Source organism: Klebsiella sp. 141251 (genome assembly GCF_050600725.1).
In the GTDB taxonomy this organism is placed as follows: Bacteria; Pseudomonadota; Gammaproteobacteria; order Enterobacterales; family Enterobacteriaceae; genus Klebsiella; species Klebsiella aerogenes.
Map to the genome: position 1 here is coordinate 625,481 of NZ_JAQIRG010000001.1, position 21,031 is coordinate 646,511.

17 protein-coding genes are annotated in these 21,031 nt (G+C 55.6%); 8 read left to right on the forward strand and 9 right to left on the reverse strand.

Going from position 1 to position 21,031, the window contains the following annotated elements; translation table 11 throughout:
- Positions 1-215: 215 nt before the first annotated feature.
- Positions 216-1,103, reverse strand: a complete 888-nt coding sequence (rhtA, locus tag PGR09_RS03045; protein WP_045364611.1) for a threonine/homoserine exporter RhtA — start codon at positions 1,101-1,103, stop codon at positions 216-218.
- A gap of 352 nt (positions 1,104-1,455) precedes the next feature.
- On the opposite strand from rhtA, the gene ompX reads away from it, so the two are divergent.
- On the forward strand, positions 1,456-1,971 hold the full coding sequence (gene ompX, locus PGR09_RS03050; RefSeq protein WP_015367577.1) for an outer membrane protein OmpX: 516 nt from the start codon (positions 1,456-1,458) through the stop codon (positions 1,969-1,971).
- A gap of 69 nt (positions 1,972-2,040) precedes the next feature.
- On the opposite strand, the gene PGR09_RS03055 is transcribed toward ompX, so the two are convergent.
- Together PGR09_RS03055 and mntS are read right to left on the reverse strand one after the other, a co-directional pair.
- Positions 2,041-3,618: a phosphoethanolamine transferase gene (locus tag PGR09_RS03055; RefSeq protein ID WP_430915780.1), complete on the reverse strand. Its 1,578-nt coding sequence runs from the start codon at positions 3,616-3,618 to the stop codon at positions 2,041-2,043.
- Positions 3,619-3,886: 268 nt separating this feature from the next.
- Positions 3,887-4,012 (reverse strand): manganase accumulation protein MntS, encoded by a 126-nt coding sequence (mntS, locus tag PGR09_RS03060; protein WP_045395034.1) that lies wholly within the window; start codon positions 4,010-4,012, stop codon positions 3,887-3,889.
- Between the two features lie 186 nt (positions 4,013-4,198).
- Here mntS and mntR point away from each other — a divergent pair, with 186 nt between their 5' ends.
- The 5 genes from mntR to PGR09_RS03085 all read left to right on the forward strand — a co-directional run bounded on the left by mntR (position 4,199) and on the right by PGR09_RS03085 (position 9,233).
- Positions 4,199-4,666: a manganese-binding transcriptional regulator MntR gene (mntR, locus tag PGR09_RS03065; RefSeq protein ID WP_015367574.1), complete on the forward strand. Its 468-nt coding sequence runs from the start codon at positions 4,199-4,201 to the stop codon at positions 4,664-4,666.
- Positions 4,663-5,775 (forward strand): anion transporter, encoded by a 1,113-nt coding sequence (locus PGR09_RS03070; protein ID WP_045395033.1) that lies wholly within the window; start codon positions 4,663-4,665, stop codon positions 5,773-5,775. The genes mntR and PGR09_RS03070 overlap by 4 nt, the downstream gene beginning before the upstream one ends.
- Positions 5,776-5,882: 107 nt before the next feature.
- Entirely contained in the window at positions 5,883-6,923 is a 1,041-nt protein-coding gene (locus tag PGR09_RS03075) for an aldo/keto reductase (RefSeq protein WP_032712937.1), read from the forward strand.
- 156 nt (positions 6,924-7,079) lie between these two features.
- Positions 7,080-8,456, forward strand: coding sequence for a glycoside hydrolase family 1 protein (locus PGR09_RS03080; protein ID WP_047049103.1), 1,377 nt, complete (start codon positions 7,080-7,082; stop codon positions 8,454-8,456).
- A 60-nt stretch (positions 8,457-8,516) separates the two neighbouring features.
- Positions 8,517-9,233: a GntR family transcriptional regulator gene (locus tag PGR09_RS03085; protein ID WP_045395027.1), complete on the forward strand. Its 717-nt coding sequence runs from the start codon at positions 8,517-8,519 to the stop codon at positions 9,231-9,233.
- Positions 9,234-9,335: 102 nt separating this feature from the next.
- Here the strand turns inward: PGR09_RS03085 and ldtB are convergent, their stop codons facing one another.
- Both ldtB and PGR09_RS03095 read right to left on the reverse strand, forming a co-directional pair.
- Positions 9,336-10,250, reverse strand: a complete 915-nt coding sequence (gene ldtB, locus PGR09_RS03090; RefSeq protein WP_015367569.1) for a L,D-transpeptidase — start codon at positions 10,248-10,250, stop codon at positions 9,336-9,338.
- Positions 10,251-10,448: 198 nt separating this feature from the next.
- On the reverse strand, positions 10,449-11,231 hold the full coding sequence (locus PGR09_RS03095) for a tyrosine-protein phosphatase (RefSeq protein WP_063414778.1): 783 nt from the start codon (positions 11,229-11,231) through the stop codon (positions 10,449-10,451).
- 179 nt (positions 11,232-11,410) lie between these two features.
- Between PGR09_RS03095 and PGR09_RS03100 the strand changes: the two genes are divergently transcribed.
- Positions 11,411-13,003, forward strand: coding sequence for an ABC-F family ATPase (locus tag PGR09_RS03100; RefSeq protein WP_015367567.1), 1,593 nt, complete (start codon positions 11,411-11,413; stop codon positions 13,001-13,003).
- A 621-nt stretch (positions 13,004-13,624) separates the two neighbouring features.
- Here the strand turns inward: PGR09_RS03100 and PGR09_RS03105 are convergent.
- Together PGR09_RS03105 and PGR09_RS03110 are read right to left on the reverse strand one after the other, a co-directional pair.
- The gene (locus tag PGR09_RS03105) at positions 13,625-15,988 is read right to left on the reverse strand and encodes a glycoside hydrolase family 31 protein (protein ID WP_047049098.1); all 2,364 of its coding nucleotides are present in this window, start codon (positions 15,986-15,988) and stop codon (positions 13,625-13,627) included.
- A gap of 15 nt (positions 15,989-16,003) precedes the next feature.
- A complete protein-coding gene (locus PGR09_RS03110) occupies positions 16,004-17,305 on the reverse strand; it encodes an MFS transporter (protein WP_045374148.1) in 1,302 nt (433 codons plus the stop codon).
- Between the two features lie 296 nt (positions 17,306-17,601).
- On the opposite strand from PGR09_RS03110, the gene PGR09_RS03115 reads away from it, so the two are divergent.
- On the forward strand, positions 17,602-18,675 hold the full coding sequence (locus tag PGR09_RS03115) for a LacI family DNA-binding transcriptional regulator (RefSeq protein ID WP_430915781.1): 1,074 nt from the start codon (positions 17,602-17,604) through the stop codon (positions 18,673-18,675).
- Here PGR09_RS03115 and PGR09_RS03120 read toward each other — a convergent pair.
- Positions 18,672-19,937, reverse strand: coding sequence for a DUF1479 domain-containing protein (locus PGR09_RS03120; RefSeq protein ID WP_396279822.1), 1,266 nt, complete (start codon positions 19,935-19,937; stop codon positions 18,672-18,674). The two genes, PGR09_RS03115 and PGR09_RS03120, sit on opposite strands and share 4 nt — an antisense overlap.
- Positions 19,938-20,075: 138 nt before the next feature.
- Positions 20,076-20,891 carry a Cof-type HAD-IIB family hydrolase gene (locus tag PGR09_RS03125; protein ID WP_045395017.1) on the reverse strand — a complete coding sequence of 272 codons (816 nt, stop codon included), beginning with the start codon at positions 20,889-20,891 and terminating at the stop codon, positions 20,076-20,078.
- Positions 20,892-21,031 lie beyond the last annotated feature (140 nt).

Genomic DNA, 21,031 nt, shown 5'->3' on the forward strand with positions numbered 1-21,031 from the left:
ATACTCGTCATACTTCAAATTTGAATTATGTAGAGCGTTTGTCCCAAATGACTTCGGGACTAATTATAGCAAGGGATATTGGATATGAGGCATCGGCTGTCCATATCAGTCCGATAGCGCAGAGTTGTTGGCTATTTAAAAAGATTTATAAAATCAGATAATTAAAAGTAAATAGCTGGCTCGCTATGAACGCGAGCCAGTGCGGTAACAAAATCTTAATTTATATCGACTTTCTCGATTTTGCTTTGCCGCTGCATGGTCAGCGTCGAACCCATTGAGGCGATGATAATCGCCCCTAACGCCAGAGTTTGCGTCAGGGTCAGCGTCTCGCCGAGGAACACCATTCCCGACAGCGCCGCCAGCGCCGGCTCCATGCTCATCAGCGTGCCGAAAGTGCGGGTGGGCATCCGCGTCAGGGCGATCATTTCCAGCGAGTAGGGCAGGGCGGTGGAGAGAATGGCGATGCCAAGCCCCAGCGGCAGCAGCGACCATTGCAGCAGCGTATCGCTGGCCTGGACGATACCGATGGGCACAAAAATCACCGCCGCGATGAGCGAGCCCATGGCCACCGTCGCCGGGCCGTGTTCTTCGCCCGCGCGCTGGCCGGTAAGAATATAGACCGCCCAGAATGCGCCGGCGCCGAGCGCGAACAGCGCGCCGACTAAATCCACTTCCCCTACGTTTTGCCCAAGCGGCAGCAGGAACCACAGCCCGAGCACCGCCAGCGCCACCCAGACGAAATCAAGCGGGCGGCGTGAACCGAAGAGCGCCACCGCCAGCGGCCCGGTGAACTCCAGCGCGACCGCGACGCCGAGCGGGATCCGCTGCAGCGATAAATAGAAGAGATAGTTCATCGCCCCTAGCGCCACGCCGTAAAAGAACAGCGGCAGCCGCTGCTGCGGGGCAAAACGTAGTCGCCACGGCTTAAAAATAACGACTAAAATTAAAGTGCCGAGCGTCAGGCGCAAAGCGGTGACGCCCGGTGCGCCAATCAACGGGAAGAGCGATTTCGCCAGCGATGCACCGCTCTGAATCGAGACCATGGCGATCAAAATAACCAGTATCGGCAACCACGCCGGAACTTTACGGGACGAGCCGGGCATCCTTTCTCCTGTCAGGGTTTGTCAAAAGAGGTAAAGGTTCCAGTGTACTGGAATAACCGCTTAACGGTTTAGCGATTGTTGAAAAAAGAGGGTGGAAAAACAGTACAATGGCGTAAAATACGTAGGGGAATGCCTTCACGGCTAAGAATAATCTGGATGCGCAGCGTTTGCTGCTGGTAATCGTTAAGCACTTTTTGCGCGAAAAGTGTTTGATTTCCAGATTGTTACGAAATCGTGGAAACTTTTGCTTACATGAAAAAGTATGTTAGACAATGTAAAGTCAAAAGAGTTTCCCAAAAGTTTTTGATATATTTAAGACTTAGGACTTATTAGAAACACATTTGAGGTGGTTATGAATAAAATTGCACGTCTTTCAGCACTGGCCGTTGTTCTGGCTGCATCCGTAGGTACTACTGCTTTCGCTGCAACTTCTACCGTTACCGGTGGTTACGCTCAGAGCGACATGCAGGGTAAAGCCAACAAAGCAGGCGGTTTCAACCTTAAGTACCGTTACGAGCAAGATAACAACCCGCTGGGCGTTATCGGTTCCTTCACCTACACCGAAAAAGACAACACCAGCAACGGTACTTACAACAAAGGTCAGTACTACGGCATCACCGCTGGTCCGGCTTACCGTCTGAACGACTGGGCGAGCATCTACGGCGTAATCGGTGTTGGCTACGGTAAATTCCAGAACAACAACTTCCCGAACCAGAAATCCGACATGAGCGACTACGGTTTCTCTTACGGCGCTGGTATGCAGTTCAACCCGATCGAAAACGTTGCCCTGGACTTCTCCTACGAGCAGTCTCGTATTCGTAACGTTGACGTCGGCACCTGGATTGCCGGTGTAGGTTACCGCTTCTAATCACTTCGGTGATATAAAAAATCCGCCTCAAGGGGCGGATTTTTTTTGCCTGTGATTCGGCGATGCCGTTTAGTTGACGGTAAACTCGTCGCTGCCCAGATGGTTGTAGTCCACCTTCTGTAACTGGAAATTGGTGATATACACCGGTCCGGCTTTCTGTTCTGAGATAAAGCGATAGCGCGGGGTAATTTCCTGCGCGCTGATCCCGGTCCACTGCGCGAAGAAGCTGAGAAAATCATTCGCCGAGCGGCGGGCTTTAATCATCTTATGCGCTTTATCGTCGCTGGAGAGCACCATAAACGGCACCTGGAAGTTCTGTTGATATTTGTCATCATGGGCGAGATATTGCACCGCTTTACCGCGCTCTTTAAACGCCAGACCGTGATCGGAAAAATAGGTGAGCGAGAAAGTGCTGCCGGAATTCTGCAGCTGACCGTAGAGCTTCGCCAACAGCGCGTCGGTTTGCGTCACGCTGTAGAGATAGCATGAGGTCTCCTTTGACTGCACAAAGGTGGTGTATTTGCCTTTGGTACGATCGCAGGCCTGCGGGTGCGAGCCCATGATATGCAATACGATCAGCTGCGGCTGGCTGCGCTCGACTGATAAGACTTGCTCGGTCAGTTTCAGCAGTTGCTCATCCTGAGTATTTTTATTGGCTTCAAAATCACCGTTTTTCAGGAACTGCACCTCATCGGCACGTTTGGCGATGCTAGCGATAGCGGTGTCGTATTCACCAATTTGTCCCTGATTGGAGAACCACCAGGTCTGGAAGCCCGCGCGGTTGGCGAGGGTGACGAAGTTGTCCTGATACTGGGGTTTACCGTCAACCACCCGGTTGAGGGTCAGGCCAAGCGATTTCTGCGTGGAGCCGCTGGCGGCCACGTAGTTTTTAAACAGATAGCCGTTGACCGAGCTGGCGAACGGCGTGTTGTCCCAGTGGCCACCGAACGCGCCAAGCGCATCGCGGCGCGCGCTCTCGCCAATCACCACGACATAGAGATGGTACTTCGGCTTCACCGCCAGCACGTGCCAGCTATCTTTCATGTTAGCCAACTGCGCCATCCGCGCCTGTTCATCCAGCACTTCGTTGTTATTAACGATCACGTCTTTTATGAAGCGCACGGCGGGATAACCGCTATCAATGACTTTAAAGACGCCGCCCCAGGCCAGATTCTGCACAGGCTGCAGGAAAAAGATGCCGATGCTAAACAGCAGTCCCAGATATTCCACTTTGCCAAGGCGCGCGGGCGGCTGCGGTTTGCGCCGTACGGCAATGACGCCGAGAGCGAAGATGAATACCGCCAGCAAATAGTTGTACCACGGGAAAATAGTGAGAATTTCCGTCGACTCTTCAACATTCGTGGCGTGCAGCGCCAGCAGCGTATTGAAGTTTGGCGCGCCGTAAGCCTGGCCGAAGGGATAGTACATCGCGGCCAGCAGGGAAAAGAGGCCAACTACCCCTTTTTGAACGCGCGGGAAGGTGCGCCAAAGCAGATGGAGTACGCAGGTAAACGCAACGGTATAGAGCAAGCTAAATTCATACCCAAGCGCCAGATTAATCAACAGCGACTGTAAAAAGTAGAATCCTGTCCACGGGTTCAGGGCCAGTCTGCGGGCGGCCAGCGTTTCTTTCAGAGTGACATTCATAATTCGTAATCAACAAGACGCCATGTTCGTCCCCTGGCATCAAGGGGGTAAAACCTGCTGGACAGTGCGTGAAGAGGGTCTCTGCGAGCCGCAGTAGTGGCAGGGCTGACAAACGATAGGGCCTGCGAATGGTAAGGTCAACTGTTCATAACAGATTGTTTTGCGAGAAAGCTTACAAAACTTGAAAAAAGCGCTGAAAGGCGAGGTAACCAGATAGGTTAGCGGGGAAAGATGACAAAAAAATGAAGCGGCGTACCGCGACGCCGCGTTAATGTTTAGGTTTGTCCTGCTGCGGTTTGCCGTTGATCATGTCGCACAGCATGCCGATCAGCATTAAGCGTACTTTGAAGGGTGAATGGCTAAACACGTTTAAGCACCTCTTGAATTCGTTCATGGTTATTCCTCCTGCCTTTTCGCGCCGTCAAATCCGTGATGGCTGTTTGCATTACATACAGATATAGCACAGGCTATATTTTATAGCTATGGCTAAAACGTTAATTTTTTGTGCTATGAGCGCAATCCATTACAATGTGGATCCTTTTATATGATGCTTGATGCGTCACACCAACGAGGAAGCACAATGAACCGTCGCGCAGGTAAGCCCATAACTAAAAAAGTGACGCAGCTGGTTAATGTCGAAGAACACGTAGAGGGGTTCCGTCAGGTGCGCGAAGCGCATCGCCGCGAGCTGATTGATGACTATGTGGAGCTGATTTCCGATCTGATTAACGAAGTGGGCGAGGCGCGCCAGGTGGATATGGCTGCGCGTCTTGGCGTTTCGCAGCCGACGGTGGCGAAAATGCTTAAACGTCTGGCGAGCGTCGGCTTGATCGAACAGATCCCCTGGCGCGGGATCTTCTTAACCCCGGAGGGGGAGAAGCTGGCCCATGAAAGCCGCGAGCGTCATCAGATTGTGGAAAACTTTCTGCTGGCGATTGGCGTGAGTCCGGAGATTGCCCGCCGCGATGCGGAAGGAATGGAACACCACGTTAGCGAAGAAACGCTGGCGCAATTCAAGCTGTTTACCCAGAGATTACACGCAGAATGAATCTCCCTTTTGTGCAGTCGCTTGCCCGTGACCGTTTCCTGCATCTTTTGTTACTTATCGCCGTTATCCTTAGCCTGTTCGTTCCTTTCGCGCCTCAGCGCTGGGGACAGGCTATCGACTGGCACACTATTATTACTCTCAGCGGGCTAATGCTGCTGACCAAAGGGATTGAACTGAGCGGCTATTTTGATGTGCTGGGGCGCAAAATGGCGCGCCGTTTCGTCACCGAACGCCAGCTGGCCATCTTTATGGTGCTGGCTGCCGCGCTACTTTCCACCTTTCTGACCAACGACGTCGCCCTGTTCATTGTCGTTCCGCTCACCTTGACGCTAAAAAAATGGTGCGCCATCCCGGTCAACCGGCTGATAATTTTTGAAGCGCTGGCGGTTAACGCCGGCTCTTTATTAACACCCATCGGCAATCCGCAGAATATCTTACTGTGGGGGCGCTCCGGGCTGTCTTTCCTCGCTTTTATCGGCCAGATGCTGCCGCTGGCGGCGGCGATGATGCTTACCCTGCTGGTGCTATGCTGGTGCTGTTTCCCCGCCGCGCGGCTCAATTATCAAAGTAGCGACAAAGCGCCGGAGTGGCGGCCGAAGCTGGTGTGGAGCTGTCTTGCTTTCTACCTTGTCTTTCTGGCGGCGCTGGAGATGAAACAGGAGCTGTGGGGGCTGGCGCTCATTGCCGTCGGATTCCTGTTGCTGGCGCGAGCGGTGATTATCAACGTCGATTGGTCGCTGCTGCTGGTGTTTATGGCGATGTTTATCGACGTTCACCTGCTGACGCAGCTGCCGGTGCTGCAGCAGTGGCTGAACGGCGTCGGCCAGCTCTCTCCCGGCGGGCTGTGGCTGACGGCAATCGGACTGTCGCAGTTTATCAGCAACGTGCCGTCGACTATTTTGCTGCTCAACTACGTGCCGCCAACGATGTTATTAGCCTGGGCGGTGAACGTCGGCGGCTTTGGCCTGCTGCCCGGATCGCTGGCGAATCTGATTGCGCTGCGGATGGCCGGCGACCGCCGGATCTGGTGGCGCTTTCATCTTTATTCCATTCCGCTGCTGATCTGGGCGGCGCTCACCGGTTACGCCTTGCTCGCGCTGTGGCGCTGATTTTCAGAGGATTGGGCAAGAAACGGGCAGGAACACCCCATTCGCGATGACGACGCTCGGGCTATAACTATCTGGCTGACGTTAATCATCCGAATGAGGACACTGCTATGCGTTATCAAAAACTGGGAAATACCGGCCTGTTTGTCTCTGAGCTGTGCCTTGGCACCATGACCTTCGGCGGCGAAGAGGGGATGTGGGGAAAAATCGGCCAGTTGCGCCAGGCGGAAGCCGAACAGCTGGTGGGGAGCGCGCTGGATGCGGGCATCAACTTCATCGATACCGCCAACGTCTATTCAGAAGGACGCTCGGAGGAGATCACCGGCCAGGCGTTAAAGAACCTGAAGATACCGCGTGAAAACGTGGTGGTGGCGACTAAAGTGTTCGGCGAAACCGGCACCGCCGGGGTGAACTCGCGCGGCAGCTCCCGCTATCACATCATGGGCAGCGTGAAAGAGAGCCTGCGCCGCCTGCAGCTCGATCATATCGATCTCTACCAATTGCACGGCTTCGATCCGGCGACGCCTATCGAAGAGACGCTGTCGGCGCTGGATACGCTGGTGCAGCAGGGGCACGTGCGCTACATCGGCGTTTCTAACTGGGCGGCCTGGCAAATCGCCAAAGCGCTGGGCATCGCGGAACGCCTTGGGCTCTCGCGCTTTGCTTCTCTGCAGGCTTACTACACGATTGCCGGGCGTGACCTGGAGCGCGAACTGGTGCCGATGATGCAAAGCGAAGGTCTCGGCCTGATGGTCTGGAGCCCGCTGGCGGGCGGTCTGCTGAGCGGTAAATATCGCCGCGATGGGCAGGCGGAAGCGGGCGGTCGTCGCCTGGAGTTTGACTTCCCGCCGGTGAATAAAGATCGCGCCTTTGACTGCATTGATGTCATGCAGGTGATAGCCGAAGCGAAAGGGGTGTCGGTGGCGCAGATTGCGCTGGCGTGGCTGCTGCATCAGCCGGCGGTTACCAGCGTTATTATTGGCGCCAAACGGGCCGAACAGTTGCAGGATAATATTGCGGCCACCGCTATTCGCCTGAGTGAAGATGAGTTACGCCAGCTTGACGCGGTCAGCGCGCTGCCGCGCGAGTATCCGGGTTGGATGCTGGAGCGCCAGGGGGAATATCGCCGTAAGCAGCTTGACGCGCAGTAACGCCGTTTTTTCCGTGCTTATAAAGATCGCCGCTTGCGGCGATCTTTTTTGTTTGTATGGCTCACAGAAAACGATCCTGCTTTTGCTTCGGCGGTGGTTTTTCTGTATATGACTAGTCATAACTTTTAAATGACTAGTCATATACAGAGGCGAACCATGAAAGACAAACTACCGGCCGATTTTTTATGGGGCAATTCGGTCTCCAGCATGCAGACCGAAGGAGCGTGGAATGAAGGGGGGAAAGGGATGTCGGTGTACGATATCCGTGAACCGTCGGAGTTCGCCTCGGACTGGAAGGTGGCGACCGACTCTTACCATCGCTTCCGCGAAGATTTCGATTTAATGCAGGATCTTGGCATGAACTGCTATCGCTTCCAGATAGCCTGGAGCCGCGTCTGCCCGCAGGGTGATGGCGAGTTCAATGAAGAGGGGATTGCGTTCTACCATCAGTTTATTGATGAGCTCATTGCCCGCGGTATTGAACCAATGATCTGCCTCTATCACTTCGATATGCCCTTGTCGCTGGCGGAGCGCTACAACGGTTTTACCGACCGCCGGGTAATGGACGCCTTTATCCGCTACGGTCAGAAGATGATCGACTGCTACGGCGATAAGGTGAAGTACTGGCTGACCTTCAACGAACAGAATCTTTACCATTCGCCGGAGGCTTTTCTGATCACCGGCTATCTGCGTGGCGATAAAACGCTGCGCGAGCTTTACCAGATCCAGCACCACGTGATGATGGCCCACGTCCATCTCACCGACTATCTCCATCAGGCCAAACCGCAGTGTCTGATGGGCGGAATGCTGGCCCATGCGCTGGTCTATCCGGCGACCTGTAAGCCGCGCGATATTCTGTGCGCCCAGCAACTGGACGAGTTTTTAAACCAGAACCTGCTGCGCGCCTACGCGGGCGAGGGTTATAGCCCGGAAGTGATGCATTTTGTCGCCCGTGAAGGCTTTGACGATATCTATCGCCCTGAAGATATCGCGCTGATGGCGACGGTGAAGGTCGACTATCTGGCATTCAGCTACTACGCCAGCCGCGCGCTCAATAGCGACGCGATTCCGCCGGGTACGGCGGTGAACAACTACATGTTATTCGGCAACCAGGACAATCCGTACCTGAAAGCGACGGAATGGAACTGGCAGATCGATCCGCTGGGATTCCGCATGATCATTACCCGCTATTACAATGACTGGCGGCTGCCGGTCTTCCCGATTGAAAACGGTATCGGGGTAATCGAATCCTGGGACGGCGAAAACCCGGTCGCCGATGATTATCGTATTGCCTATCACCGTGATCATATTAACGCCATGAAAGCGGCAATGTTTGAAGACGGGGCGCAGGTAATAGGCTATCTCGGCTGGGGATTAATCGATATTCTTAGCTCGCAGGGCGACATGCGTAAACGCTACGGCGTGGTGTACGTCAATCGTGAAAACCACGATCTTAAGGATCTCAAGCGGGTACCTAAGAAAAGCTACGCGTGGCTGAAGCGGGTTATCCACAGTAATGGCGAAGAGATGTAACGGCGAGCGGGCGGTGTATGCCGCCCGCCAGCCATTCACAAAATGTTAAAGGATCGGAGAATGACGGCGAAGTATCTTAATATCGCGCGGGAAATAAAAAAGCGGATCATTAGCCAGCAGTATCCTGCCAGCGCGCCGTTACCCGACCAGTTTGCGCTGGCGGCAGAGTTCAATACCAGCCGGATGACCATCCAGCAGGCAATGCGTCAGCTGATTGTCGAGGGTCTTATCTACACCCGCAAAGGTCAGGGTACCTTTGTACGGAAAAATTTCCTCCAGCTATCGCAGTGGGAACTGCCCGGCAGCGACTATTTTGGCGCCACTAAAACCTGGGAGCATCTTGGCGAGGTGCAAAGCGAAGTGCTGCGCTTTGAGCTGCGTTTTCCCAGCGAGAAGGAGCAAAGTTCGCTGCTGATCGACGCCGATGCGCCGGTGTATGACTTCGTCCGCCTGCGGTTGCTTAACGGCGAGCCGGTCTCGCTGGATCTTACGGTAATGCCGGTGGCGCTGGTGCCGGGGCTCAATAAAAGCCATCTGCAGAGTTCGGTGTTTCGTTACGTGCAGGAGACGCTGGGGCTGAAGCTGATGGGGTCTTATCGGGTGGTGCGGGCGAAGAAGCCGGATGATCTGGATAAATTACATCTTAACTGCGAGCCGACCGATCCGGTGCTGGAGGTTGAGCAGGTGATTTATCTGGAAGATGGTACGCCGCTGGAGTACGCGCACTGCCACTACCGCTACGATCATGGCGGGGTCATTCTGGTCAATAACGGCTAGCGGGAAGATTTGCCCTGCTGGCGCTGCACTTAGCAAGGTTACGGTTGAGCAGATAAAAAAACGGCGGGCACCTGGCCCGCCGTTTTCATGTGCTAGCTGAAATTAGTTCAGGCGCACCGGCATCCCTGAACGGTTCTGGATCGCCTGATCCATTACGCTCTGGTCAACGTCAGGCTGGCTGGTCACCGACTGCACGGCCTGAGTCAGGCTGATAGGCACGATTTCGCCGCCTTTGAACTGCGCTTCGGTGGTCGACAGCGGGTTGTGTACTTCGACGTAGCGGCTGCCATCCGGTTCGGTCGTGGCTTTCACTGGCTCATCGATAAACTGCACGCGGGTGCCGACCGGCACGTTCTCAAACAGGAATTTGATGTCTTCGTTACGCAGACGCACGCAGCCGTGGCTCACGCGCAGGCCGATACCAAAGTTGGCGTTGGTACCGTGGATGGCGTAAAGACGACCGATATACAGCGCGTACAGGCCCATCGGGTTATCCGGGCCTGCTGGCACGACTGCCGGCAGCGGGTTGCCTTCCGCGGCGTATTCGGCGTGCATTTTCGCCGTCGGGGTCCAGGTCGGGCCCGCTTTCTTACGTTCAACTTTGGTCGTCCAGTTGATCGGCGTATCTTTGCCCAACTGGCCGATACCGATCGGCAGTACGATCACGGTATTGGTGCCTTTCGGGTAGTAGTACAGACGCATCTCGGCGCTGTTGATGACGATACCTTCATGCACGGTGTCCGGCAGAATCAGCTGTTGCGGAATATTCAGCACGGTGCCGCCTTTCGGCAGGTAGGTATCCACGCCCGGGTTCGCTTCCAGCATGTTGGACAGACCCATCTGGTATTTGGCAGCGAAATATTCCAACGGCTGTTTATTATCGTCTGGAATAGTAATGACCTGGTTCTGGCCAATCAGACGGCTGCCGTCGGTCGGCAGAGGATAGGTAACAGCTGAAGCTGTGTTGCAAAAGCCCACGATGGCGAAGGCTGCCGCTAAGAGTGTCGATAATTTCATATTCTTCATGTCGTGCGCGGTGTCAACGCCACACGGGCCTTGTTAGATATTCAGATAGTAGATGGGAGCGCATTATATGTGCTTTCCGATAAACAGGTAAATCAGATGTGTACGAAATCACAATTTTTTCCTGTTGCTACTAGTGTAGTGCGCTACGCGCCGCTTTCACGGCGAATTGTCTGGTTATCGAAACGCGGATTAATCTTCCAGCAGCCGCGACTGTAACGCTTCGCGCGCCTGCGGCGTCAGGCGATATTCCTGCTCCAGCCAGCGGTCGACATGACCGTAACGTTGTTCAATGCTGGACAACGCGGTCGCCAGATACGACTCCTGGACGGTCATGATGGCGGCGAGATTTTTACGTCCGTTATCATTAAGGCCTTCGCCGAAGGTGTCGAGCAGGAATCCTTCGACCTGCGCCAGCATCCCCTGGGTCAGCAGATACTCTTCCATGACCGTATTGCTATCGCAGCCGAGCGCGAACAACGTTAGGGCGCAGCCGACGCCGGTACGGTCTTTACCAACCGCGCAGTGCTGCAGTAGCGCGCCGTCGAAAGGTTCCATCAACCACTGAGTCAACTGGCGATAGGCGGCGTTATCAAACGGCAACTGACGGTAGAGCTGTAGCATAAACTGCTCGCCGTCCATGGTGTTGAGGGTCGCGGCGTTAAACTCGGTGACTTTCGCATTGACGCTGCTGGAAAGCGGATTGGCCGGAGCGTTGAGGTAGAAGGCTTCGCGATTTAGCCGGTCCGGGCTGCGATTGACCTCTGTCGGATCGCGATAATCCAGCACCCGGCTCAGCGGAATAGCGCTGAGATGATTGAGATCCTCCGGCGTCATGTTGTGCAGCGAACCCGAGCGCAGCAGTTTGCCAGAACGTACGCGCCGGCCATCGGCCGCGCGTTGACCGCCGAGATCGCGAAAGTTGATGCCGCCTTGAAGCGAGATAAATGCAGGATGGCTGGTGCGGGTGGTCATAAATTCCCTCTGAATTGCGGATAATTATTATGTCTTAGCAATCGGTCATTTTGCGGTAAAACCCTGACCATAGCATAGTTATTGGCGGGCTTTTTACCGCAGTCCGTGAAAAGTGAACCATTTGCTGGCATAATGTCTGGTTCATCACATCCCTAATTCTCTATTTTCAGGATATCCTCGTGCTAGTATCCAGCAACGTCACCATGCAGTTTGGCAGTAAGCCGCTGTTTGAAAACATCTCCGTCAAATTTGGCGGCGGCAACCGCTACGGCCTGATTGGCGCCAACGGCAGCGGCAAATCCACGTTTATGAAGATCCTCGGCGGCGATCTTGAGCCGACGCTGGGCAACGTGTCTCTCGACCCGAACGAGCGCATCGGTAAGCTGCGCCAGGATCAGTTTGCCTTCGAAGAGTTCACCGTGCTGGATACGGTTATCATGGGCCACGGCGAGCTGTGGGAAGTGAAGCAAGAGCGCGATCGCATCTACGCGCTGCCGGAAATGAGCGAGGAAGACGGCTATAAAGTGGCCGACCTGGAAGTAAAATACGGCGAGATGGACGGTTACTCCGCCGAAGCGCGCGCCGGCGAACTGCTGCTCGGCGTCGGTATTCCCGTGGAGCAACATTACGGCCCGATGAGCGAAGTCGCGCCGGGCTGGAAACTGCGTGTCCTGCTGGCGCAGGCGCTGTTCTCCAATCCGGATATCCTGCTGCTCGATGAACCGACGAACAACCTCGACATCGATACTATTCGCTGGCTGGAGCAGGTGCTGAACGAACGTGACAGCACCATGATCATCATTTCGCACGACCGTCACTTCCTGAACATGGTCTGCACCCATATGGCGGATCTCGATTACGGCGAACTGCGCGTGTATCCGGGCAACTATGACGAATATATGACCGCGGCGACCCAGGCGCGTGAGCGTCTGCTGGCCGATAACGCCAAGAAGAAAGCGCAAATTGCCGACCTGCAGGCCTTTGTTAGCCGCTTTAGCGCCAACGCTTCAAAATCGCGTCAGGCGACCTCTCGCGCTCGTCAGATTGATAAAATTAAACTGGATGAAGTGAAAGCCTCCAGCCGTCAGAACCCGTTCATTCGCTTCGAACAGGATAAGAAACTGTTCCGTAACGCGCTGGAAGTGGAAGCGCTGGCGAAAGGTTTTGATAACGGCCCGCTGTTCAAAGGGGTTAATCTGCTGCTGGAAGTCGGCGAAAAGCTGGCGGTACTGGGGACCAACGGCGTCGGTAAATCAACGATGCTGAAAACGCTGGTTGGCGAACTGGAAGCGGACAACGGTACCGTTAAGTGGTCCGAAAACGCCCGTATCGGCTACTACGCGCAGGATCATGCCGAAGATTTCGAGAATGACCTGACGGTCTTTGACTGGATGAGTCAGTGGAAACAGGAAGGCGATGACGAGCAGGCGGTACGCAGTATCCTTGGTCGTCTGTTGTTTAGCCAGGACGATATTAAAAAGCCGGCGAAAGTACTTTCCGGTGGCGAGAAAGGTCGCATGCTGTTCGGTAAGCTGATGATGCAGAAACCGAATATCCTGGTGATGGATGAACCGACTAACCACCTGGATATGGAATCGATCGAATCGCTGAACATGGCGCTGGAAATGTATCAGGGCACCCTGATTTTCGTTTCTCACGACCGTGAGTTCGTGAGTTCTCTGGCGACTCGCGTACTGGAGATTACTCCGGAACGCGTAATCGATTTCAGCGGCAACTACGAAGATTACCTGCGCAGTAAAGGTATCGAGTAATCCCTCTCCGTTACCCGGGTAGCGGCTGCGCCTTACCCGGGTAATCCGAGGTACCGTTTTTTTGTCGGGTGGCGGCTAACGCCTTACCCGACCTACGGTCCTTGCGACCAGCCTTTAATGTCTTCACCGCGCTGGCTGAAACTGCCGGTGTTGGTGGCCTCAAAATCGCTGAGACGTTCCCGGAAGGCCGGGGCAGCCCGCATGGATGCGGGCTGAGGGCCGTGTTTTGCACGGACGCTGCCTCGGCCCGACCCGAAGCCTGAAGGGATAAGTCGAAGGAACCACGAAGTGGCGATTTTGGCGGCCAGAGCCCGGGAGTACAGAGGGCGGCGGCGACTGGCCGCCCTCTGTGCGCTCCCTGCGCCATGCGAGCCATAACGCAGAAGACATTTCGGGAGCGCAATAGGCTCTGAATTAATACAAAACAACTGTTTTTCCCGGACCAAAACCGTTGCAAACCGATAGCAGTATCTACCCGCGGTGCCGTTTTTTGTCGGGTGGCGGCTAACGCCTTACCCGACCTACGGGGCGACCAAACCGCACAGTGTTGTAGCCCCGGTAAGCGGTAGCGCCACCGGGGATTTTGAGACCACCAATACCGGCGGTTTCAGCGGGCCTTGGTCAGAGCATCCACTCCGTTCCTTCGACGCCATTCACCAGCAGTTGCCGTTTTTCTCCCGCCGGTAATGACAGCTTCAAGGCTTTCCACGCCGGGCGATAGTTGCCGCGAGCATTGATATTCAGGTTTATGCTGTTGGCGCTGCAGGTCATTTCCCACTCCAGCCATAGCGCATCACCTTCTTTATAGCCCCAGCTTTCACCGTCGTCTTCAAACAACAGACCGCGGGTTGAGCCGGTACCTTTCAGCGGGAACAACTGCAGTTCGCGACGATCGTCTTTTTGCGCATCGACGTGGCTGATACGTTCACTGAGCGGCAGACCGGCGCCGGCACGGACCAGCAGCGGCAGTTTTTCCAGCGGCGCGTCCAGCGTTACCCACTGACCGCCGGCAAACCACTGGTGGCTGTAAAAATCGTACCAGCCGTCCTGATTATCGGGCAGCCACAGCTGGCGCTGACGGGCGCCGGGCTCGACCACGCTTGCTACCAGTAGATCGCGCCCCAGCATGAAGTCATCACACTCGGCGAAGGTCTGGGTATCGTGCTGGTGATCGAGGAAGGTCGGGCGCAGCATGGGTTCGTCATCGGCATGCGCCTGCCATAACAGGGTGTACAAATAGGGCAGTAGACGGTAGCGCAGCTCGATGGCTGAGCGGATCGCCGGGGTGATTTCCGGATACATCCAGGGTTCATTGACCGTCTGGTCGTCATTCCACGAGTGAATGGTAAAGCGCGGATGCATCACGCCGTTTTGCACCCAGCGAACGAACAGTTCTGGCTCGGGTTTATCGCCGGAGAAACCGCCGACGTCATGGCCGACGTTAAACAACCCGGAGAGACTCATCCCTAATCCCATTCGGGTGTTATAGCGCAGCGTATCCCAGTTGGTGCGGTTGTCGCCGCTCCAGGTCTGTACGTAGCGCTGCATCCCGGCGCAGCCGGAGCGGGAGATCAGATACGGGCGCTTTTGCGGCGCAAAGCGCTGCTGCGCTTCCAGCGAGGCGCGCATCATCAATAGCGGCATCACCGGACGAATATGCTTAATGGCGATTTCGCGGCCAAAGCCGTAGCAGCGGGCTTCGCCGTCCCATACCTCATATTCGTTGTTATCGTTCCAGGTCGAATCGATACCCATCTCCAGTAGCTGGGTGGTTACGCCTTCCTGCCACCAGGCCACGGTGTGCGGGTTGGTGAAGTCGAGATGCGAACCTTCATCGTCCCAGAAGCTGGAGCGCTCCGGCGCATCGGTTTGCGAATCGCGAATAAACAGGCCGCGTTCCGCCACTTCGCCATAGCGCGGGTGATCCTGCAGCAGGCACGGTTTGATATTGGCAGCCAGTTTCAGCCCGGCATCGTGGAACGACTGGCTCATCACTTTTGGCTGCGGCACCTTGTCGTAGTTCCAGTTAAAGACGTAGCGCTTGCCGTTGATTGAGGTATAGCCGGAAGAGAGCTGGAACGAATCACAGGGGATCGCATGCTGCTCGCACAGGCGGATAAAATTCATCAGCTGATTTTGCGCATCCGGCGCGTCAGTATAGTGCATCGTCGAGCCGCTGTAGCCGAGGCTCCATTTTGGCCCAAAGAGGGTTTTACCGGTCAGACGGACGAACGCCTTGGTCACATCCAGCACCTGCTTACCGGTAAACAGGTAATAATCGATGTCGCCGGCTTCCGCCTGCCAGCGGCGATAGGCGGTGTGGTAGTTGTCGATTTCGTTACCCAGATCCAGCCAGCAGCTGCTCAGGTTGTCATAGAACAGGCCGTAGCTGATATCGCTGCGCTGCGTGATGGTAAACGGAATATGTTTATACAGCGGGTCTGTGCTGACGGCGTTGTAGCCCATGGCATCGAGGTTACGCATTTCGTAGCGCTTACCGTTACGCTGCAGGTCGCCGGCCTTTTCACCCAGACCATAGAAACGCTCATCTTTACGACGGCTGAGATAATGGGCGACGCCATCCCCGTGGGCATTTGCCAGATAGGCGCTGGTTGGGCGGTCATTGGCGAGCGTCTGCCACTCGCCGGCGTCGTCGCGATAGCTCCACTCCAGCCAAAGCGGCTGGTGGACGGTGACGCGCAGCTGGCTGGTGGCGATGGTCAGCGCGTCATCTTCTTTGGTCATCTGCCAGGCCGGGAGGCTAAAACCGCTGAGGTCATCCCGCGCGCGGCCTTCCCACGGCACATCCTGCTGCGGGGCGATACTCCAGGTGCGATCCAGCGCCAGTTGGCCCTGGCGCTTCAGCAGGACGCGGAATAAATTCTCTTCCAGCACGTACAGACACAAAGTGTGCTGACCATCAACGGTCAATTCAACGTGATGCTCCAGCTGTTGGTGCAAACTCCAGTGTTTCAACGTCTTCATATTTTACATCCACTCTCAGGCGCGCTTGGCGCGACGTTCAGCAATAAATGCCACCAGGAAAACGGCGCCAATCAGGTCAAAGAACCCCATGGCGATAAACAGCGGGTTGAAGCCGATTTTGTCGGCGGTCACCCCGATTAATAATGAGAACAGGAAGCTGGCGATCCATGCCGCGGAACCGCGCATACCGTTGACCGTCGCCATTTGTCCCTTGTCGAAAGACTCCACCACCAGCGCGCTGAGCATGCAGGAGATGATCTGGTGGCCGAAACCGCCAATGGAGATCAGGATGATGGTGATATAGGGATCGCGGGTAATAGCGACCAGCGCCAGCGAGATCATCAGAAACGCGCCGGTAACGGAACTGGCGATGACCGAGTTGACTCGCGTACAGCCGAACCAACGGACGTACAGGCGGGTGAGGTAGCCGCTGACCACGCTGCCAAGATCGGCGGCGAGGAACGGCAGCCAGGCGAACATCGCTATCTGCTTAAGATCCATACCGTGCTCTTTCGCCAGGTACAGCGGCACCCAGAAGCTCAGCACCGCCCAGGCGGGCTCGGCCATAAAAGCGGGGATGGCGATACCGTAGAAACGTTTGTTCTTCGAGACGGTTTTTAGCGCGGTAAAAAAGGGCAGCTTCACCGGCGGCGCTTCGTTGTCCTGCTTGATGTACTCCAGCTCGCTTTGGCTGAGATTCGGGTGTTTTTCCGGGCTCTGGTAGAACGCCCACCACAGCACGACCCACAGCAGCGCCAGCACGCCGGTAAACATAAACGCGCCCTGCCAGCCGAAGGAAGCGTGGGCGAAGTAGATGATAGGCGGCGCCAGCATTGCGCCGATAGAGAAGCCGACGCCAGCCCAGCCGGCGGCGATCGGCCGTTCGGATTTCGGGAACCACTCGCCGATGGTTTTAGCGTTAGCCGGGGTGGCGGCCGCCTCCGCGCCGCCCATAAAGAAGCGTAAAATAGCCAGATGCAGCCAGCTGCCTGCTCCGGCGTGCGCGATACAGGCTACTGCCCACAATGTGGCGCAAACCATAAAGCCCAGCTTGAGCCCGATGACGTCGATAAGCCAGCCGCACAGCGGTTGAAAGATGGTATAAGCCAGCTGAAATGCGCCGACGATCCACGAATATTGCTCGGTGGTAATACCGAGAGTGGCTTTCAGTTCCGGGGCAATAATCCCCAGCGAGTTGCGTGTGATGTAGTTGACGGTGACGCCAAGTAAAAACAGCACCAGCACCCACCAGCGCAGGTTTTTCACCACCCGACGCGTTTTGCTGACTGCCATATCATTGTTGAGGCCTTGACTCATAGAACTCTCCACAAGACGTTGTAGGGGGAAGTGACGCTTCAGCCGCGGAGTCGTCACGTAATAGTTCTAACCATTTGAATTATTTGTTTTTATTTCAATATCTATTGGTATAACTAGTATGGAAGATATTGGACCAATTCAAAATAAGGGAGAAAGGCGGCGGGCAGTAGCGCTATTTATGCAAAATTTTTCATGAGATGACGGAGTTCTCATAATTTGCCGGAGTATTTGCTTGTTGGTCAGGGTTTGGCGACTATGAAAATTCTTTCATTTTTGAATTGGAGCTGGATCACAGAATGGATAAAAAGCTGCGAGTCGCCGAAATTGCCGCCCGCACCGGGCTGTCAGCCAGTACGGTTTCGCGCGTCTTAGCCGGAAAAGCGAATACCAGCGAAAAGGCCCGTCAGGCGGTATTGGCCTGCGCCCGCGAGCTGGGGGTGATGCAGGGATTGGCCGCCGGGCGGCTACTGTTGAATAATCTGCTGATTTTTGCGCCGCAGCGGGCCTTCGACGAACGCTCAGATATCTTCTACTACCGCGTCATCCAGAGTATCAATAACGCGCTGGCGCCGCATGAAGTGCGTCTGCGCTATTGCGCGCTGGAAGAAAACGACAGCGACGCCAATCTGTTTCTGGCCCGCATGAACGAGACCGATACCCAGGCGGCGGTGTTGCTGGGGATCGACGATCGGCATATCCACGCGCTGGTGGCGGATCTTGGCAAACCTTGTGTATTAATCAACTGCCGGGATGAGGGAATGCGTCTCCCCTCCATTGCGCCTGACCATCGGCTGATTGGCCAGTGCGCCGCTCGTTATCTGTTTGATATGGGCCATCAGGCGGTAATGAACGTGATGTGCCTGCGCCGCTATACCATGGAGCTACGGCTGGTGGGTATTAAAGAGGCATGGCGCGCGCGCAACCTGCGGTTTACCGGTAGCCGCGACCTGATTAGCGTCGCCAACTTTAGCGCCCGAGAAACGGAAGAGCAGGTCGGGGCCTGGCTCGATGCTTTACAGGGGCGCCCGATGCCGACGGCGTTTCTGGTGGGCGGCGATTTTATGGCCGCCGGTACCGTCAGCGCGCTGCAAAAACGAGGCCTGCGGGTGCCGCAGGATGTCTCGGTGATGAGTATCGACGGTTTTAATCTGGCGGCGATTCAGGACGTGCCGCTAACGGCGATTCATGTGCCGCGGGATGAGCTCGGCAGCGAGGCGGTGCATCTTTTGCAGCAGCGTCTGCTGCGCCCGGAAGCGCCGCACGGCTCGCTGCTGCTGCACGGCGCCCTGGTGGTACGCGATTCGGTGCGGCGGATCCGGCCAGGCAAGAGCCATACCGCCGTAGAACAGCAAGGTCTGTATGATGATTAGATCTTCATGCCCAATGCGCGTTTGCCGTGATCGTTAAGATCGGCCACGGTGAAGCGCGCCTGCCAGTCGCATTCGTAATCTTCACGCGGGAAATCCCCCGGCGAGGCGCCTTTTTCCAGGGCGATTTTTACCTTCTGCGCATAGGCAAGATTCTTCTCGCACATCGGCGCGGCTGGGATGTACATGACGTTGCCCCAGCCCTGTTGATTTTCCACCGGCGCGACCGAGTGAATGACATCGCAGTGCCACCAGACGGAATCACCGGCATTTAGAGCGGGAATCGAGCTTAGCGCTTTGATGAGCAAAGGATGCCATTGCTCAGAGATAGGCAACACCTTGCCCGGCGCGACGCCGCACAGTTCATCTTCCGGCACATCATCCAGCAGCGGACGCAGCAGTACGTAAGCCATCGCCTCCGGGATCGGCACCACGTGCAGTAGCCCTTGACCGGGGATCATGTCCGACAGCGCCGTCCAGCCCTGGAAGGTGCGGAACACCGAACATTTGGTGGTGTTATCGACGGTGTACTCTTCCACTTCGGTACGGTGAGCCGCGTCCCACGGATCGTAGGCGTCGATATTGCCATTAAAGACGTTGGCGAAAACCTGCTGATAGGCGGGAAGCAGCCAGCGCTCGAGCGCCCCGGAATCGGTATGCGCGCCCAGCCCCTTTGACGTGGTTCCCGGCGGGCGGCGGCGGATGCGGTCAGGGTAAATCACGCTGACATCCGGATCGAACCAGCGTTTGCCGTCCTGTTCGAAGCGCCACAGGCGATTAAGGAAGGATTGTACCGCCGCCATTTCATCGCTCTGGCGCGCCTGCATTTGCGAGGGCGACCAGTAGATCGGATAGATCTCCGGGCGCGAAGCCTCCAGCGAGCCGAAGAAGCTGTCGCCAGGCCCTTTGTAAACGTCGTCGAAATGGTTCAGATCCAGGTATTCCAGCATCGCGTTATCCCAGGCCAGCGCCTGTTCGCGCGGGTAGTGGCCTTTGATAACCGCGCAACCGCGGCGCTTAATCGCCTCACGCTGCGCATCGCTCACTTTCCCCTGGGCGATATCGCTAAACGGGATCGTCGGCCAGACCTCCTGGCCTGCGGCTTTCAGGGCGTTAATCTCGTCCAGACGCTCGCTGATACGCGCCGAGAGTTTATCGAACACTGACTGAACATCGCCGATTTGCGCGCGTAGGGCCTGTTTCATCTGGCGAATCGCCGCTTTATGGTCGGCAGGTAATGTTTCGTGGGTAGGGAGAGCAGCCATAATCACCTCGCTGTATCTTTCATTCGAAAGTATTAAATCTTACAAACGTTAATTTAAGTTAAATTAGAGTTAATGCAAGTTTAAAATTATGCAGCGGCGCAAAAATGGAAAAGCCGGGGCGGATACCCCGGCACAGGATCAGTCGTTGAAAGGGGAGGTCTTATCGAGAACGGCCTGAATCACCTTCAACGCGCCGTCGTGGTTATTGTCATCGGTGGTGAAACCGGCGATGGCTTTGATGCTGTCGGCAGCGTTGGCCATAGCAAAAGCATATTTCACCAGTTTTAACATTTCGGCGTCATTGCCGCTGTCGCCAATTGCTACGCATTGCTGCGGCGAAAGGTTCCAGCGTTTGAGCAGACGGCTGATGCCGTTGGCTTTATGCAGGCCGGGGATAATCAAATCGACAAAGCCAAAGCCGCTGGTGACCGGCTTCATGATCCCATCCAGCGAGACGTGCAATTTATCGATAAGCTGCGGGATATCGCTATCAGGCAGGTTGAGGGAGAATTTGAATAGCGTATCGTCGATGCGATGGTAATCGCTTACCCGCTGCAGACGATGGTAGTGCTTCGACATCAGCTCAACAAAAGCGTCCGGGGCTTTATCGCTCACGTATGCGCTTTGCAGGCCGCAGGCGACAAAGTTGAGCTGCGGATCTTTCAGCAGTTCGCCAATCACCACCTGCGACTCGTGACGGGTCAGTTCGCCGTGGAACAACTGTTTGCCATGCTCGTAAACCAGAGCGCCGTTTTCTGCGACGAATGAAATCTGCTCGCGAATTTCCGGGAAAAATGAGATCAGCTGATAGTACTGGTTGCCGCTGGCGACAACAAATTCAATACCTTGCTGTTTAAGCTGCGCAAACTGCGCGAGGAAACGCGGGCGGTCATACTGCTTGGCGTCATTGAGAAAAGTTCCGTCCATATCGGTGACGATAACTTTAACGGTCATAAGAGGTGCTCCTGGCTTAACTTCGACCAGTAACATTCTAATTACAATGTGATGGGGAGCACAAATTTATTTCGAATGAAAGTTACCTATTCATCAGCATGCCCGTCAGCGTAGCTACCGGGCATGGAAGCAGTAACCCG

Coding starts and splice junctions, on each gene's coding strand:
- PGR09_RS03115 (WP_430915781.1), top strand. CDS start 17,602: ATGGATAAAAAGCTGCGAGTCGCCGAAATTGCCGCCCGCACCGGGCTG.
- PGR09_RS03105 (WP_047049098.1), bottom strand. CDS start 15,988: ATGAAGACGTTGAAACACTGGAGTTTGCACCAACAGCTGGAGCATCAC.
- mntR (WP_015367574.1), top strand. CDS start 4,199: ATGAACCGTCGCGCAGGTAAGCCCATAACTAAAAAAGTGACGCAGCTG.
- PGR09_RS03080 (WP_047049103.1), top strand. CDS start 7,080: ATGAAAGACAAACTACCGGCCGATTTTTTATGGGGCAATTCGGTCTCC.
- PGR09_RS03070 (WP_045395033.1), top strand. CDS start 4,663: ATGAATCTCCCTTTTGTGCAGTCGCTTGCCCGTGACCGTTTCCTGCAT.
- rhtA (WP_045364611.1), bottom strand. CDS start 1,103: ATGCCCGGCTCGTCCCGTAAAGTTCCGGCGTGGTTGCCGATACTGGTT.
- PGR09_RS03085 (WP_045395027.1), top strand. CDS start 8,517: ATGACGGCGAAGTATCTTAATATCGCGCGGGAAATAAAAAAGCGGATC.
- PGR09_RS03055 (WP_430915780.1), bottom strand. CDS start 3,618: ATGAATGTCACTCTGAAAGAAACGCTGGCCGCCCGCAGACTGGCCCTG.
- ldtB (WP_015367569.1), bottom strand. CDS start 10,250: ATGAAATTATCGACACTCTTAGCGGCAGCCTTCGCCATCGTGGGCTTT.
- PGR09_RS03075 (WP_032712937.1), top strand. CDS start 5,883: ATGCGTTATCAAAAACTGGGAAATACCGGCCTGTTTGTCTCTGAGCTG.
- PGR09_RS03110 (WP_045374148.1), bottom strand. CDS start 17,305: ATGAGTCAAGGCCTCAACAATGATATGGCAGTCAGCAAAACGCGTCGG.
- PGR09_RS03125 (WP_045395017.1), bottom strand. CDS start 20,891: ATGACCGTTAAAGTTATCGTCACCGATATGGACGGAACTTTTCTCAAT.
- PGR09_RS03120 (WP_396279822.1), bottom strand. CDS start 19,937: ATGGCTGCTCTCCCTACCCACGAAACATTACCTGCCGACCATAAAGCG.
- PGR09_RS03095 (WP_063414778.1), bottom strand. CDS start 11,231: ATGACCACCCGCACCAGCCATCCTGCATTTATCTCGCTTCAAGGCGGC.
- mntS (WP_045395034.1), bottom strand. CDS start 4,012: ATGAACGAATTCAAGAGGTGCTTAAACGTGTTTAGCCATTCACCCTTC.
- ompX (WP_015367577.1), top strand. CDS start 1,456: ATGAATAAAATTGCACGTCTTTCAGCACTGGCCGTTGTTCTGGCTGCA.